Raw genomic sequence first — 15,603 nt, forward strand, 5'->3', positions numbered from 1 at the left:
AGGAAAATATGCCATCGGGAGGTCCGGATGGTGAACTCGCCGCTTCCATGAGATATCTGGCACAGAGATATACCATGCCATATCGGGAGGTTACCGGGGTACTCACGGATATCGGAACCGAAGAACTCGCCCACATGGAGATGATCTGCGCCATCGTCCATCAGCTGACCAGAAATCTGTCCCCGGAGGAGATTGAAAAATCCGGTTTTGATAAATATTATGTCGATCATACTCTGGCACTCTGGCCTCAGTCTGCCGGCGGCACTCCATGGACTGCAACTTACTTTCAGTCCAAAGGAGATCCCATCACAGATCTTCATGAAGATATGGCGGCTGAACAAAAAGCCCGGACGACTTATGATAACATCCTTCGTCTGGTAAAAGATCCCGAGATCTGTGACCCCATTCGTTTTCTGCGCCAGCGGGAAATCGTTCACTACCAGCGTTTCGGTGAAAGTCTGAGAATCGTCCAGGATCATCTTGACAGTAAGAACTTTTATGCAATTAATCCGGAATTCGACTCAAACTGTAAGTAAAACAAAAAAACAGTCGATTCATAACTGAAACTTGTTATGAATCGACTGTCAGTATTTTATCTCAGCAGCATGAATGCGATCAGAGCAGCTACCACAACAATTGCAATTGCAAGAATAATAATTGGTGCTTTTGACATTCCCGGCTCGTCATCGTCATCATAATCATAATCATCATCGATGTCATCGTAAAGATCATCCTCTAACTCTTCTTTACGTTTCGGCTTCGGCGCCGGTTTTGACTTTTTCTTCTTTCTGTCATCTTCTACAGAAAGAAGCTCATCATACGCATCGCGCATCTCTTTCTCACGCTTTTCCCGCACTTTCTTTGGTGGTATGTTAGAATATTTCTTTTCCTCTTCTTCCGCGCTCTCCGTTTTCTTCTGAGCCTTCTGAGGCATTTTAAATTTCTTTTTACAGTTATAGCATAACAGATAATTCGGATCTTTCTTTCCCGGCCGTAATTCCTGACCACATATTGGACATTTCATCAGAACCTGCCCCTCCTCACAATGTAATAATTTCGCTGACTATGCTGTATCCAGCATCCACATACATTGTAATTATACTACAACCAGATACAAATATCAAAAAAACTTTACATATTTTGCAAAAAATTTACCTCTGCTGTTCTCCCAGTGTCACTTCAACATCCTTCTTATCATACTCGCCATTTTTTTCCGGTATCTGTATCGTCAGAGTAACCTTTTCTCCTATTCTGTAGTACTGAAGCTGTTCCTGCAAAGCCTCCATACTGTCAACTGTTGTTCCATTAATGGCAGTGATGACAGACCCTTTTGTCAAACCAGCTTTTTCTGCACCTGTTCCGGAAAGCACTTCTGATATATATACACCCGTCGGCATATTATACATCTGAGCACTGTCATCCGTAACATCGACTCCCTTAATTCCGATATATCCTCTTTCTTCTTCTGCTACTTTCGTCTTCGTTTCCTGATTCATCAGATTGGTGATGATATCACTTGCATCAGAAATCGGGATTGCATATCCGATACCTTCTACCTGTTCCTGTGCTATTTTCGCAGAGTTGATACCGATCACTTCTCCGTTTGCATTCAACAGAGCACCACCACTGTTTCCAGGATTGATCGCTGCATCAGTCTGAATAAGCTTACCGTCATAGCTTTCGATGGAACGATTCGTTGCAGAGATGATACCGGTCGTCACGGACTGCCCATACCCCAGTGCATTTCCGATTGCAATCGCAGGTTCTCCGACCTGAAGTTCTGTAGAATCTCCCAAAGTTGCCACTGCAATCTCGTCCATTGTAGAATCCTTGACGTTCTCCAGAGGAACGGCTACAACCGCCAGATCCTTATCCGGATTGGTTCCTTTGATATTCGCTTCTACACTTTCTTCATCTATAAAAGATACCGTAAGTGTATCACTACCTTCTACTACATGGTTGTTGGTCACAATCAGCAGTTCGTCATCATTCTGTCCAATGATAATTCCGGAACCGGCACTCTCACTCTGCTGTTCCTGAATCCCGCCAAAGAAGCTCTGCACCTGCTGAACACTCATACTGGTAATAGATACGACTGACGGCATTGTATTTTTCACAATCTGTGCAATATCCGTCGTTACAGTCGTACCGGAAGAAGTCGTCAGCTTTGTGCTGTTCGCAGTTGTGGTTGTCTTTGCCTGTTTGTCACTTGTATCGGAAATTGTCTCTTTTCCGGTAATCTTACCGGCAATGATATTGCTGGTCTGAAATGCCGCACTGGCAACCAGCCCAAAGATCAGTCCAAGACATGCAGCCTGTACCCATCTCGGTACCTTCCTTTTCTTCTTCTCTTCCATTGGCTCTTCATAATTCATATTCTGACCTGAAGATTCCTGATCTGATGTATAGTAATTATATTGATTTTCCATATCTATGGCCCCTTTCATCTTTCTATGTTTGTAGTGTACCTCGAAATTGTGATGAAAGTGTGATGAAAATGCAGAAATTAGGTGAAGAAAAAGAGTTATTTATATGTTTTCAGCTCTTCTCCGATATCGCTTCTGAACTGCTCCCATGCTTCCTCATTTTCGACAAAATATTTCGGACAGTTTTTTCCTGTAACATCATAATGCCTGATTACATCCGTCTCTTTCAGATCAAACTTCAGACACAGCCATGCGCACAGTTCAACCATCGATTCATAGGTCTTATCATTGAATTTTCCTGTTTCATCCGGATGACAGCATTCGATTGAGACCGTATCATTGTTGCGCCCATTCGATGCATATGCCACCTCCCAGGTCGGAACACACTGGACAATCTCCCCCTCCAGGCCGATCACAAAATTACTGCTTACTTTCGTCTCATGGGTATCTTTCAGACTTTCAAAATAATCTCTGTTATTCATTGCCGTTGCTCCGGGATTGGCCGTATAATGTACCACGACTCCTGTAATTTTTCCCGTCTCGATTCCCGGTCTGGAATAAGGATTCGTTGTCAGGAGATTAACCTCTATCTCCGGTCGGTACCGTTCAATGACATCTCCTTCATTTTCTGTATACTGGTCAGAAAATGTCCCTGACTTCACCAGTTTTACCATAACAGCCACGACCGTCAGAAGCAGGAGTATCACAATGCCGATCCGCATATTTCTCTGATAAATCCTCTTTTTTCTGGACTTTGATATCCTTTTGCAGCTTCTTTGTTTCTTTTTTCTCATGTAAACTCTCCATTCAATTATCTGTTCTTATCCTAGCACATACAATCTGATAATTTTATGAAAAGTTACTTATGATTTTCTGAAGATCAGACAAACTTATACACCGTTGTCGTCTCATATCTCTCTCCGTTTTTTAACACCGGCCCTTCAAAATTCTCTTTGTGAATCGCATCCGGAAAATACTGTGTTTCAAAACATGCACCACTTCTTTTTCCGTACACTGCCCCATCTTTTCCTTTCTCAGCCTCCAGGAAATTGCCGGTATAGAACTGCATTCCCGGAAGATCTGTATATACTTCCATTGATATGCCAGTCTGTTTTGAAGCCATCGCTGCTACCATGCGCATTCCTGTTCCGTCAAGCACCCAGTTGTGATCGTATCCCTTACCGAATATCAGAGCTTCATACTCCTCTTCCACATCTCTCCCGATTGGCTTTTTCTTTCTAAAATCCATTGGAGTCCCGTCTACCGGTACAATTTTTCCCGTTGGAATTGATTCTGCATCTGCCTCTGTAAATGCCTCGGCACATATCATTACCTCCTGATCCAGAACTGAACCCGAATCGTGGCCGGACAGATTAAAATAGCTGTGGTTTGTAAGATTGATGATTGTATCCTGATCCGAAACAGCATCATAATGAATCTTTAACTCCTGCTCTTCCGTCAGTTCATAAGATACCTGAATCTTCAGATTCCCCGGAAATCCCTGATCTCCATCCGGGCTCAGAAGAGAAAATACCACTTTTGTATCATCTTCCTGTTCTGTTTTCCACATTCTTTTATTGTAATAATCAATCCCTCCATGGAGCGTGTTCTGATTATCATTTTTTGTCAGTCGATATTCTTTTCCGTTCAATTCAAAACCAGCGCCACCGATACGATTCGCAACACGTCCAACCGTCGCCCCAAAATGAACGCCTCCCTGTTCATATCCTTCCACAGTATCATATCCCAGCACAACATCCCGCAGAATATTATCCCGATCCGGAACCAGTACTTTCACCAGAGTCGCTCCAAAATCAGATACAACGACTTCCATCCCCTTCTTATTTTTCAGTGAATAACAGGTCGCTTTTTCTCCCTTTGCCGTTTGATCAATGTTACAGATCATAATTATCTTCCTCCTTTATATTACAGATTTTCATCATAAAGCTTCGTTTCACACAAAAAGACCGGGGACTGTTGCAAAATATATTGTATATTCATGATGATATCTCTATATTTTGCAATGATCCCCAGCCTATTTTTAAACCTTATTCATCTACACTATAGTTCGGTGCTTCTTTCGTAATATGAATATCATGTGGATGACTTTCTTTTAATGATGCTGCGGAAATCTTTACAAACTTTCCATTCTTCTTCAAATCTTCAATTGTAGGAGTTCCACAATAACCCATACCGGAGCGAAGTCCTCCCATCAGCTGGAATACTGTATCTTCCACAGATCCCTTATATGCAACACGTCCCTCTACACCTTCCGGCACAAGTTTCTTTGCATCCGACTGGAAATAGCGGTCTTTGCTTCCGTTTTCCATCGCTGCGATCGATCCCATTCCACGATATACTTTATATTTTCTTCCCTGGTATAACTCGAATGTTCCAGGACTTTCATCACATCCTGCAAAGATACTTCCCATCATACATACATTGGCACCTGCTGCAATTGCTTTTGTCATATCTCCGGAATACTTGATACCGCCATCCGCAATGATTGGTATACCATATTTATCTGCAGCTTCATAACAGTCCATAACAGCAGAAATCTGCGGAACTCCGATACCTGCCACAACACGTGTTGTACAGATAGAACCAGGTCCGATACCAACCTTAACTGCATCTACACCGGCTTTGATCAATGCTTCTGCAGCCTCTCCGGTTGCTACATTTCCTGCGATTACCTGCAGATCCGGGAATTTGGACTTAACCATATCTACAGTACGGATTACATTTGCGGAGTGTCCATGTGCAGAATCCATTACCACGACATCGACTTTCGCATTTACCAGTTCCTGTGCTCTTTCCAGACAGTTCGCAGTAATACCGATCGCTGCTCCACAGAGAAGACGTCCCTGTGCATCTTTTGCAGACAATGGATACTTGATCTGCTTCTCAATATCTTTGATTGTAATGAGACCTTTCAGATTAAAATCTTTATCAACAATCGGAAGTTTTTCTTTTCTTGCTTTTGCAAGAATTCTCTTTGCTTCTTCCAGCGTAATACCTTCCGGTGCTGTAATCAGGCCTTCTGATGTCATGGATTCTTTTATCTTCTTAGAGAAATCTTCTTCAAATTTTAAATCACGGTTTGTGATAATACCAACTAACTTTCTTCCTTCTGTAATAGGAACACCTGAAATTCTGAACTTTGCCATCAGATTATTCGCATCTTCCAGTGTATTCTCAGGAGATAAATAAAATGGATCTGTAATAACACCATTCTCAGATCGTTTTACTTTATCTACCTCTTCTGCCTGCTCCTGAATAGACATGTTTTTATGAATAATACCAATTCCACCCTGACGAGCCATTGCAATTGCCATGCGATGCTCTGTAACGGTATCCATTCCCGCACTCATCATCGGAATATTTAACCTGATCTTTTTTGTTAAATTAGTTGATAAATCTACTTGGTTTGGAATCACTTCTGAATACTGCGGCACTAAAAGTACATCATCAAATGTAATTCCCTCTCCAATTATTTTTCCCATGATTACACCCTCTCTTTCTCTAAACACATTTAATATTTAAATGCTATAATAACGAATTTTACTGACTGTTGTCAACAGATTTCGACTCTTTTTTTATTTTTGTACAATCTATTTGCGAATCACCTTTCTGGGGGCTTTCATAAAAAATCCTTCAATAATTGTATCATTGGGTTCAAATATAATCTGTTTGATCTCCCCTCCGTTTGATACGATCAGCGCATACTGATCTGCATTTCCTGCTCCTGATGTATAATCATAGGTTTTTGCTTTTTTATATTGCATCAATTCCACTGCGCCTACCGGTGCAAGAAGCTCCAGCTGATCTAAACTTACGGAAAGAAGTTTCTTTCTTTTCGACTTATTCATGATCTTATCAATATCAAGATCTCCATTTACAAATAAATACTCATATTCCACATTCATGCTGCGGAACATGATAACATCAACAATGATTAAGATTACTGTAACAAGAAGTCCAAATGAGAACATGAATATGGCAAACACGGATACGATCGTAAGCGCGACAAGAAGCGCTCTGATCACAAGATCTTTCATGCCTGTCTGTTTTTTAATCAATTGTTCTGTGTAAAAGTCATCCATGGTTTTTTCCTCCAAGCTTATTATACTTATTGCTATTGTACCACATATCATGACAAAAAGAAAACTCCTCATAAGAGGAGTTTTCAAAAAGTTTATAATCTGTTACATCATTCCCATTCCCGGGTTGCCGCCTGCCGGCATAGCCGGTGTATCTACTTTGATATCTGCCACAACAGACTCTGTTGTCAGCAATGTAGATGCTACACTTGTTGCATTCTGAAGTGCACTTCTTGTAACCTTTGCAGGATCAAGAATACCCGTCTCAACCATGTCAACATACTCTTCTGTCAGAGCATTGAATCCTGTTCCCACTTCAGATTCTCTTACTTTATTAATAATCACAGCACCTTCAAGTCCTGCATTTGCTGCAATGTGGAACAGTGGAGATTCCAGTGCCTTTAATACAACCTTTGCACCTGTCTTCTCGTCACCTTCCAGAGTATCCGCAACCTTTGCAACTTCTTTTGCAGCGTGAATATAAGCGGATCCACCACCGGAAATAATACCTTCTTCTACGGCTGCTCTGGTCGCATTCAGAGCGTCTTCCATACGGAGTTTTGCTTCTTTCATCTCAGTTTCAGTAGCAGCACCAACACGGATAACAGCTACGCCGCCTGCCAGTTTTGCAAGTCTTTCCTGTAATTTTTCTCTGTCAAAATCAGATGTGGTCTCTTCAATCTGTCCCTTGATCTGTGCAACACGATCAGCAATTGCAGCTTTATCGCCCATACCATCAACGATAACCGTATTTTCTTTCTGAACCTTTACAGATTTTGCACGTCCAAGCTGAGCCAGAGTAACTTCCTTCAGATCCATTCCCAGTTCATCAGAGATTACTTCTCCGCCTGTCAGGATTGCGATATCACGAAGCATTTCTTTTCTTCTGTCTCCATATCCCGGTGCTTTAACAGCTACTATATTGAAAGTTCCGCGAAGCTTGTTAACGATCAGAGTTGTAAGTGCCTCTCCTTCAATATCCTCAGCGATGATCAGAAGTCTTGCACCGCTCTGTACGATCTGTTCCAGTACCGGAAGAAGGTCCTGAATATTAGAAATCTTTTTGTCTGTAACCAGAATATACGGATCATCCAGATTTGCTTCCATTTTATCCATATCAGTTGCCATATATGCAGAAATATATCCGCGATCAAACTGCATACCTTCTACCAGATCAAGCTCTGTCTTCATGGTCTTGGATTCTTCAATTGTAATAACTCCGTCATTAGATACTTTTTCCATTGCATCAGCTACCATCTGACCAACAGCCTCATCACCTGCAGAAATAGATGCAACCTTTGCGATCTGATCTTTATCTTTTACTTTACTGGACATCTTTGCAATTGCCTCAACTGCAACATCTGTCGCTTTTTTCATACCTTTTCGAAGGATGATCGGATTAGCGCCTGCTTCCAGATTCTTCATTCCTTCATGTACCATAGCCTGTGCAAGTACGGTAGCTGTTGTTGTTCCATCTCCAGCCACATCATTGGTCTTGGAAGCAACTTCTTTGATCAGCTGTGCACCCATGTTTTCAAATGCATCCTCAAGCTCAATTTCTTTTGCAATAGTCACACCATCATTTGTGATCAGCGGAGCACCGAATGACTTATCAAGAACAACATTGCGTCCTTTTGGTCCAAGTGTTACTCTAACTGTATTAGCAAGCTGATTTACGCCTGCTTCCAAAGCTCTTCTGGCTTCAGCGCCGTATTTGATTTCCTTTGCCATAATTGCATTCCTCCTAAAAATTATATGATATCTGTTCTATGTCTGTGATTTTACTTACTTCTCTACGATTGCAAGAATATCATCCTGCTTTACAACAATATATTCCTCATCATCAAGTTCTACTGTTGTACCGGAATATTTAGAGTAGATAACCTGCTGTCCAACAGTTACATTCATTGTAACTTCCTTTCCATCTACTGTTCCGCCAGGTCCAACTGCCACAACTTCTGCCTGCTGCGGTTTTTCCTTTGACTGTCCAGGGATCACAATTCCTGACTTTGTAGTCTCTTCTGCTACTAACTGTTTTAAAACAACTCTGTCACCTAATGGTACTAATCTCATAATGTAAGCCTCCTTATTGATTTCTATATTGTTAGCACTCAACAAAAGAGAGTGCTGAAAGATTCTAGATATAAAATAGCACTCTCTTTTCCTTTTGTCAACACAATTTATATTTAGTTTAGAACTTTTTTATAAAATCCATTCTGGATCTGGAATTTGATAACCTTCCCCTGTTTGTTCCAGTATCTTTCCCTGATCATTCCTTTACAGATATTCATGCAGTTTTCATCTTCTATCCGACATTCATACAGTCCATCAAGGGAAAAAGCCGTAAGCTCTGTCCCTTCCGATAATAAGTATATACATTCTTCCTCCGGACGATACGTAATCACCTTACATGAATAATGACAGCGATCAAAAAAACTGTCCTTTAATATCATTCTGTGTATCTTCAAAGTTGCATGACAATTCTCATACATAATTTTTTCCGGCCCTCCTTCGTTCTAATGCACAAAAAGGACTGCTGCAAACAGATAATTTTGCAACAGCCCTTTATATTTAGGCTTATTTCATGCGTTCTGCTTTGATACGCTCCAACTCTGTGAAAACATAATCGTTCACAACCTTGATATAAGTTCCCTTCATTCCGGAAGAGCGGGATTCAATTACCCCTGCACTTTCAAATTTACGGAGAGCATTCACAATCACAGATCTCGTAATTCCAACTCTGTCTGCAATCTTGCTTGCTACAAGAATTCCTTCTGTACCGTTCAATTCATCAAAGATATGAATGATTGCCTCCAGCTCTGAATAAGACAGCGTGCTGATTGCTGACTGAACAATATGCTCTTTTCTGGTCTCTTCCGCACTTTCTTCATTTACGGATCTTAACATTTCCAGCCCTACAACTGTGGTACCGTATTCACTGAGAATAATGTCATCAATTTCATACATGGTGTTCATCTTATAAATGAACAGTGTTCCAAGTCTTTCGCCGGCAATATCAATAGGAGTAATGATTGCCTGACATCCTTTTACCGCCTCTTCTGAAAATCCCAGTGTCTGCAGGTTTACATTTTCTTTTGTGGATAAGATGCTGAGAAGACGTTCGTTCAACATTTCATCAATATGCTTTCCGACTTCTTTCTCAATCAGCTCTGTAATATAAGGAACATCTTTACATTTACTTCCCCCAAGCACCTTTCCCTTCTTGCTGATTACTAGCACGTTTGAATCGAGAATCTCAGTGAGTACTTCGCAGATATCATTAAATACTACTTTACTCGAATTATTATTATGCAGTAATTTGTTGATTTTTCTGGTTTTATCTAACAATTGTACGCCCATTTACATTCCTCCATCCTATGAATGTATATTATCATACAATTCCCTAACATTCAATGAATTTTCCTAATTATAATTCTTAATTTCTTTATTTTCCACGTATCCACATTTTTCGTCACTGCAAAGAAGCTTGTTTCCCTTCTCTACCATATACTTTCCACAACGCGGACATTTTTTCACGGATGGTTTCTGCCAGGACATGAATTCACACTCCGGATTATCCTCACATCCATAATACTTTCTGCCCTTCTTCGTTTTACGGATCACAACATCTTTTCCACAGATCGGGCAGGCAACGCCGACCTTTTCCAGATAAGGTTTCGTATTGCGACATTCCGGAAATCCGGGACATGCAAGAAATCGTCCGTGCGGTCCATACTTGATCACCATATTTCTTCCACACTGATCACAAACCACATCCGTAACTTCGTCTTCAATCTTTACCTGTTCCTGTTCTTTTTCTGCTTTTTCAACCGCTTCCTCAAGATCAGGATAGAAATTCTCAATGATCGTCTTCCATTTTACTTTACCTTCTGCCACACCATCCAGAAGACTTTCCATATTCGCCGTAAAGTTGACATCAACGATACTTGGGAATGACTGTTTCATGATATTGTTGACAACTTCCCCTATTTCTGTCAGATACAGGTTCTTATTTTCTTTCGCAACATATCTTCGTGCAATGATCGTCGAAATTGTCGGCGCATAAGTACTTGGACGTCCGATGCCAAGCTCTTCCAGTGTCTTGACCAGCGCAGCTTCTGTATAATGAGCCGGCGGCTGCGTAAAATGCTGTTTCATGTCAAAGCTTTCTTTTGTTAAAACAGAATCCATATCCAGCCCTTTTAACAGAACATTATTCTGTTCTTTTTCTTCTTCCGCTTCTGTATATACGGCACGGAAGCCTTCGAAAGCAATCTTGGATGCAGTCACTGCAAAGCGATATTCTCCCGCAGCGATCTTCACAGAAGTAGTCTCATATCGTGCAGGCTGCATTCTGCTTGCCACAAAGCGTTTCCAGATCAGCTGATACAGACGGAACTGATCTCTGGTCAGAGAATCTTTCATTGCAGCCGGAGTACGGGTAACATCCGTTGGACGAATCGCTTCATGTGCATCCTGCACAGTCTTTTTCTCATTACCGTTTCTGGCTTCCCCTGCCGCTACATATTCATTACCAAAACAATCACCGATATAACTGCGGACATTTGCATCTGCTTCATCAGAGATACGGGTTGAATCCGTACGAAGATATGTGATCAGTCCGACCGTTCCATTTCCCTTTATATCGATTCCTTCATAGAGCTGCTGCGCAATCCGCATGGTCTTTGCCGTAGCAAAGTTCAGGACTTTTGAAGCCTCCTGCTGCAAAGTACTGGTAGTAAACGGCACCGGTGCTTTTTTGATGCGTTCTCCTTTTTTGATTTCAGCCACAGAATATTCTGCCTGATCGATCTCTTCTATGATTTTATCCAGTTCTTCTTTGGATGAAATCGTCATCTTCTTCTTCTCTGTTCCGTAAAACTTCGCAGTCAGAAGCTTTTTCTCACCTTTCACTTTCAGATTGGCATCCAGTGTCCAGTATTCTTCCGGAATAAATGCATTGATCTCATCTTCTCTGTCCGCAATGATACGAAGAGCCACAGACTGCACACGTCCGGCACTTAAGCCCCTCTTTACCTTGGCCCATAACAGAGGACTGATCTTATATCCAACGATTCGATCCAAGATACGGCGCGCCTGCTGCGCATCTACCAGATCCATATCGATTTCCCTTGGATTTTTCAAAGATGCTTTGACTGCATTTTTTGTGATTTCATTAAAACTGATACGATATACCTTTTTCCCTTCCAGCTTAAGCGCCTGACTCAGATGCCAGGAAATCGCTTCTCCCTCACGGTCCGGGTCAGTTGCAAGATAGATCTTATCCGCTTTTTTTACTTCTTTTCGAAGATTGGCAAGTATTTCTCCTTTTCCTCGGATCGTAATATATTTAGGCTCATAATCATGTTCCACATCAATTCCCATCTGGCTCTTGGGCAGGTCTCTGACATGACCGTTGGATGCGGTTACCACATAATTGCTTCCTAAAAATTTTTTAATTGTCTTCACCTTCGCAGGTGATTCCACGATTACCAGATAGCGTGCCATAAACTTGCTTCCTCCATTATAACTCCCTGTTGGTCCTGTCACCGGACCTTTATATAATATCCCTGAGATATCTCTCTGACATATCCTTTGATTTCCAGCGTAATCAGTCTTTCCATAAGTTCCTGTGGTGAAAGATGTGTCTCCTCTACCAGCTGACTGATTCCTTTTGGGAACAAATCAAGGCAACTATACACCATATTTTCGGCAGTTTCAAGCACTTTTTTATTTTTGTGATTTTTTTGTCCATGTTTTCCGTTTTCTATATTCAGTTCTTCCAGGAGATCTTCCGGTGACAGAAGAATCCCCGCCCCCTGTCTGATCAGTCGATGACATCCTGTACTTAGAGCACTCGTGACCGGCCCCGGAAGCGCATACACATCTTTTCCCTGTTCCAGCGCCAGATCTGCTGTGATCAGAGATCCGCTCTTTTCTTTTGCTTCCATGACGAGTACAACATCCGATAATCCGCTGATAATACGGTTTCTTTCAGGAAAATAAGCCGGAAGAGGCTGCTCCTGTGGAAGACGTTCTGACAGAACTCCTCCCTGCTTCTGAATATCCATATAGAGTCCGATATGTTCTCTCGGATAACAGACATCCACTCCGCACCCCAGTACTCCATATGTTTTACCCCCACCGTTCAGTGCGCCCCTCTGTCCCGCACCGTCAATACCTCTTGCCAGACCACTGATAATTGCGATTCCTGCCCTTGCCAGGCTTTCTCCGTACTCCAGCGCCATCTCTTCTCCATATGGACTGCACCTTCTCGCTCCGACAATTGCAGCCGTATATACATCATCCTGCGGGAGCTCCCCTTTTACATATAATGCATACGGTGGATCTGAAAGTCTTGTAAGCCTCTTCGGATATTCTTCTGAAAAATACGGAACAAACCGAATTTGCTTTTTTTCAAGCTGTTTCCATCTCCATTCCAGATCCTTATCCTTCTTCGCGATGCATAACGTATATACATCCTGTTCTTTCAGAAAATCCAGCTTCTTTAATGCTTTTTCTTCTATATAATATATATCTTTTGCACAATGATATACTTCCCGTAATTTTTTCTTTTTCCAGTCCGTCAGCGGGCGTACTGATGCAAGCCAGAATTCATACATCATCCGTTCATTACCTCCTCCAGTATTTTTTATCCAGGGTTCGATAGCCGATTGCCTCTTTCAGATGGACTTGTCTGATCCTGCTGCTTTCATCCATATCTGCGATTGTTCTTGCCACTTTCAGGATCTTATGATAAGTTCTGGCAGTCAGACCGAGTGCAGAATATGCCTGTTCCATCAGTTCTTTTTCTGCCGTTCCAAGCGTACAGTACTCGTCCAGCATTTTCACCTCCAGCATTGCATTCGTCAGTATTCCGGTCCCCTGATATCTCTTTTCCTGTATCTTTCTTGCGGCGCAGACTCTTTCACGTATTACTCCGGAACTTTCCTGTGGTGACTTTGCATTCAGATCTACGTAGCGTATCCTCGGCGTCTCTATGCAGATATCGATCCGATCCAGAAAAGGCTGGCTGATCTTACCGAGATAATGCTGGATCTCCCCGGATGTACATGTACACCTTCCCATGTCCGGATAATTACCACAGGGACATGGATTCATGGCCGCCGCCAGAATAAAATTTGCCGGAAATGTATAACTCCCATGTGTTCTTACCAGTTTGATCTCACGCTCTTCCAATGGCTGCCTCAGCACTTCCAGAACCGGTTTCTTGAATTCAGCCAGCTCGTCCAGAAACAGTACACCTCCATGTGCGAGACTGATCTCTCCGGGTCTTGGAACACTTCCTCCGCCGATCAGAGCTGCCTTCGTCACAGTGTGATGCACACTTCGAAATGGTCTTCCTGCAATCAGGGGATACTCTTCATCGATCAGTCCCAGCACGCTGTACACCTGTGTAATCTCCATACTCTCTTCCAGCGAAAGCGGAGGAAGAATCGTAGGAATCCTTTTAGCGATCATAGATTTCCCGCTCCCCGGGGGCCCGACCATCAAAAGATTGTGTCCTCCGGCAACCGCAATCTCCACAGCACGCTTTACCATCTCCTGGCCGCAGATATCTGCAAAATCAACCGTATCTATACGTGCTTTCATACCGGATGTCCAGTTTTCTCCCGTCATCGGCTTTATCTCTGTATGTCCGGTGATATGTCTGCATATATCTTCCAGCGTCTCTGCTCCCAGAATGCAGATATCATCTATCAGTGCACCTTCTCTTGCATTCTTTGCAGGAACAATACAGGTATGGCATCCTTGCCTTTTCGCTTCCATGACGATCGGAAGTACTCCCGGAACCTCCCTGACTTTCCCATCCAGGCTCAGCTCCCCGATCACAAGTACATGTTCCAGCTTCTTCCCTGGAATCAATTCCAATGATGCAAGCACTGACAATGCAATCGGAAGGTCAAAGGATGCCCCTTTCTTGCGCACGGTTGCCGGTGCAAGATTAATCACCATCTTTTTTGCCGGAATCTGAAACCCGGAATTTTTCATTGCTGTACGCACTCTCTCTGACGCTTCTTTCACCTCCGATGAAAGATAGCCAACCATATGAAACCCTGGCAGTCCATTGCTTACATCCGCTTCCACACGGATCATCTCCACACCAAGGCCCTGTATTGCCGCAGACAATACTGTGCTAAATGCCATACACATTCCTCCTTCTATTCTCTTTTATATTTCTTTCATATTCTCAGGAAAAACGACCGAACCGGTCATATAGATCTGCCGAAGAAAGATCTGGATCAAGATAATGACTTCTTCGTAAAATGTGCATTTATCTTATCCCAATCTTTCTTCAGTGTCAACATATTTTCAGAAATATTCCCGCAACTTTTCAATCGCACTTTTCTCGATCCTTGAAACATAAGAACGAGAGATGCCCAACTGTCTGGCAATCTCCCGCTGTGTATACTCTTCCTCATTATATAATCCATAGCGCATCTTAAGTACCAGACGTTCCCTTGGTGACAGTTCTGATTCCATTCGCTGATACAGCTTGCGGATATCATCTTTCAGTTCGACTTTCTGATGCGCATCACGCTCCTGTGTTTCAATTACATCAAATAACTGAATCTCATTTCCTTCCCGGTCGGTACCGATCGGCTCATACAGAGATATTTCTCTGGATATTTTCTTTTTTGTTCGCAGATACATCAGAATCTCATTTTCAATACAGCGGGCGGCATAGGTCGCAAGCCTTACACTTTTTCCGGAATCAAATGTAACTACCGCCTTGATCAGCCCGATCGTTCCGATAGACAGAAGATCCTCCATGTCGTCCGTTGCAGACTGATATTTCTTCACAATATAAGCAACAAGACGCAGATTTCGTTCAATCAGGATATGTTTTGCTTCAAGATCGCCCTCCGTATACTTTTGCATATAATATCTTTCTTCCGCAGCTGTAAGAGGTTGTGGAAATGATTTCAAGGAGAAGCACCTCTTAGCATATTTAATATAGTCTATGAAAAATCTTGTCTTTTTGTGCTTTTCCATGATTTTTTTCTATACAAAACCACCAAAAAGAGGTTATAGTATATATAACTTTAGGGAAA

General features: G+C 42.2%; 15 protein-coding genes. 1 reads left to right on the plus strand and 14 read right to left on the minus strand.

Features of this window, described 5'->3' with window-relative positions:
- Positions 1 to 8 precede the first annotated feature (8 nt).
- Positions 9 to 536 (plus strand): manganese catalase family protein, encoded by a 528-nt coding sequence (locus ABE547_RS06960; protein WP_347378085.1) that lies wholly within the window; start codon positions 9 to 11, stop codon positions 534 to 536.
- A gap of 56 nt (positions 537 to 592) precedes the next feature.
- Here ABE547_RS06960 and ABE547_RS06965 read toward each other — a convergent pair whose 3' ends face one another.
- The 14 genes from ABE547_RS06965 to sigK form a co-directional block, all read right to left on the minus strand.
- Complete coding sequence (locus tag ABE547_RS06965) at positions 593 to 1,024, minus strand: hypothetical protein (protein ID WP_347378086.1); 432 nt, start codon at positions 1,022 to 1,024, stop codon at positions 593 to 595.
- A 127-nt stretch (positions 1,025 to 1,151) separates the two neighbouring features.
- Complete coding sequence (locus ABE547_RS06970; protein WP_347378087.1) at positions 1,152 to 2,429, minus strand: trypsin-like peptidase domain-containing protein; 1,278 nt, start codon at positions 2,427 to 2,429, stop codon at positions 1,152 to 1,154.
- A 95-nt stretch (positions 2,430 to 2,524) separates the two neighbouring features.
- The gene (locus ABE547_RS06975; RefSeq protein ID WP_347378088.1) at positions 2,525 to 3,220 is read right to left on the minus strand and encodes a peptidoglycan recognition family protein; all 696 of its coding nucleotides are present in this window, start codon (positions 3,218 to 3,220) and stop codon (positions 2,525 to 2,527) included.
- Positions 3,221 to 3,306: 86 nt separating this feature from the next.
- On the minus strand, positions 3,307 to 4,332 hold the full coding sequence (locus tag ABE547_RS06980) for an aldose epimerase family protein (protein ID WP_347378089.1): 1,026 nt from the start codon (positions 4,330 to 4,332) through the stop codon (positions 3,307 to 3,309).
- 142 nt (positions 4,333 to 4,474) lie between these two features.
- A complete protein-coding gene (gene guaB / locus ABE547_RS06985) occupies positions 4,475 to 5,929 on the minus strand; it encodes an IMP dehydrogenase (RefSeq protein ID WP_347378090.1) in 1,455 nt (484 codons plus the stop codon).
- Positions 5,930 to 6,037: 108 nt separating this feature from the next.
- Positions 6,038 to 6,529 (minus strand): DUF6106 family protein, encoded by a 492-nt coding sequence (locus ABE547_RS06990; RefSeq protein ID WP_347378092.1) that lies wholly within the window; start codon positions 6,527 to 6,529, stop codon positions 6,038 to 6,040.
- A 102-nt stretch (positions 6,530 to 6,631) separates the two neighbouring features.
- A complete protein-coding gene (groL, locus tag ABE547_RS06995; RefSeq protein WP_347378093.1) occupies positions 6,632 to 8,257 on the minus strand; it encodes a chaperonin GroEL in 1,626 nt (541 codons plus the stop codon).
- A gap of 54 nt (positions 8,258 to 8,311) precedes the next feature.
- Positions 8,312 to 8,599 carry a co-chaperone GroES gene (locus ABE547_RS07000; RefSeq protein ID WP_347378094.1) on the minus strand — a complete coding sequence of 96 codons (288 nt, stop codon included), beginning with the start codon at positions 8,597 to 8,599 and terminating at the stop codon, positions 8,312 to 8,314.
- 113 nt (positions 8,600 to 8,712) lie between these two features.
- Positions 8,713 to 9,018, minus strand: a complete 306-nt coding sequence (locus tag ABE547_RS07005; protein ID WP_347378095.1) for a hypothetical protein — start codon at positions 9,016 to 9,018, stop codon at positions 8,713 to 8,715.
- Positions 9,019 to 9,103: 85 nt separating this feature from the next.
- Positions 9,104 to 9,886 carry a GTP-sensing pleiotropic transcriptional regulator CodY gene (gene codY, locus ABE547_RS07010; RefSeq protein WP_235250787.1) on the minus strand — a complete coding sequence of 261 codons (783 nt, stop codon included), beginning with the start codon at positions 9,884 to 9,886 and terminating at the stop codon, positions 9,104 to 9,106.
- Between the two features lie 63 nt (positions 9,887 to 9,949).
- A complete protein-coding gene (gene topA / locus ABE547_RS07015; RefSeq protein ID WP_347378096.1) occupies positions 9,950 to 12,034 on the minus strand; it encodes a type I DNA topoisomerase in 2,085 nt (694 codons plus the stop codon).
- Between the two features lie 38 nt (positions 12,035 to 12,072).
- Entirely contained in the window at positions 12,073 to 13,152 is a 1,080-nt protein-coding gene (gene dprA / locus ABE547_RS07020; RefSeq protein WP_347378097.1) for a DNA-processing protein DprA, read from the minus strand.
- Positions 13,153 to 13,159: 7 nt separating this feature from the next.
- Positions 13,160 to 14,695 (minus strand): YifB family Mg chelatase-like AAA ATPase, encoded by a 1,536-nt coding sequence (locus tag ABE547_RS07025; protein WP_347378098.1) that lies wholly within the window; start codon positions 14,693 to 14,695, stop codon positions 13,160 to 13,162.
- A 165-nt stretch (positions 14,696 to 14,860) separates the two neighbouring features.
- Positions 14,861 to 15,430: an RNA polymerase sporulation sigma factor SigK gene (gene sigK, locus ABE547_RS07030; RefSeq protein WP_347378099.1), complete on the minus strand. Its 570-nt coding sequence runs from the start codon at positions 15,428 to 15,430 to the stop codon at positions 14,861 to 14,863.
- Positions 15,431 to 15,603: the final 173 nt, after the last annotated feature.

The sequence above is a fragment of the Dorea sp. YH-dor226 genome, assembly GCF_039832105.1.
Classification (GTDB): Bacteria; Bacillota; Clostridia; order Lachnospirales; family Lachnospiraceae; genus Dorea_A.

Bases quoted from the DNA above. Each gene is read 5' to 3' on its own strand.
- guaB (WP_347378090.1), bottom strand. From the start codon at position 5,929: ATGGGAAAAATAATTGGAGAGGGAATTACATTTGATGATGTACTTTTA.
- sigK (WP_347378099.1), bottom strand. From the start codon at position 15,430: ATGCAAAAGTATACGGAGGGCGATCTTGAAGCAAAACATATCCTGATT.
- ABE547_RS06960 (WP_347378085.1), top strand. From the start codon at position 9: ATGCCATCGGGAGGTCCGGATGGTGAACTCGCCGCTTCCATGAGATAT.
- topA (WP_347378096.1), bottom strand. From the start codon at position 12,034: ATGGCACGCTATCTGGTAATCGTGGAATCACCTGCGAAGGTGAAGACA.
- ABE547_RS06975 (WP_347378088.1), bottom strand. From the start codon at position 3,220: ATGAGAAAAAAGAAACAAAGAAGCTGCAAAAGGATATCAAAGTCCAGA.
- ABE547_RS06965 (WP_347378086.1), bottom strand. From the start codon at position 1,024: ATGAAATGTCCAATATGTGGTCAGGAATTACGGCCGGGAAAGAAAGAT.
- ABE547_RS07005 (WP_347378095.1), bottom strand. From the start codon at position 9,018: ATGTATGAGAATTGTCATGCAACTTTGAAGATACACAGAATGATATTA.
- codY (WP_235250787.1), bottom strand. From the start codon at position 9,886: ATGGGCGTACAATTGTTAGATAAAACCAGAAAAATCAACAAATTACTG.
- ABE547_RS06980 (WP_347378089.1), bottom strand. From the start codon at position 4,332: ATGATCTGTAACATTGATCAAACGGCAAAGGGAGAAAAAGCGACCTGT.
- ABE547_RS06970 (WP_347378087.1), bottom strand. From the start codon at position 2,429: ATGGAAAATCAATATAATTACTATACATCAGATCAGGAATCTTCAGGT.
- ABE547_RS07000 (WP_347378094.1), bottom strand. From the start codon at position 8,599: ATGAGATTAGTACCATTAGGTGACAGAGTTGTTTTAAAACAGTTAGTA.
- groL (WP_347378093.1), bottom strand. From the start codon at position 8,257: ATGGCAAAGGAAATCAAATACGGCGCTGAAGCCAGAAGAGCTTTGGAA.
- ABE547_RS06990 (WP_347378092.1), bottom strand. From the start codon at position 6,529: ATGGATGACTTTTACACAGAACAATTGATTAAAAAACAGACAGGCATG.
- dprA (WP_347378097.1), bottom strand. From the start codon at position 13,152: ATGATGTATGAATTCTGGCTTGCATCAGTACGCCCGCTGACGGACTGG.
- ABE547_RS07025 (WP_347378098.1), bottom strand. From the start codon at position 14,695: ATGGCATTTAGCACAGTATTGTCTGCGGCAATACAGGGCCTTGGTGTG.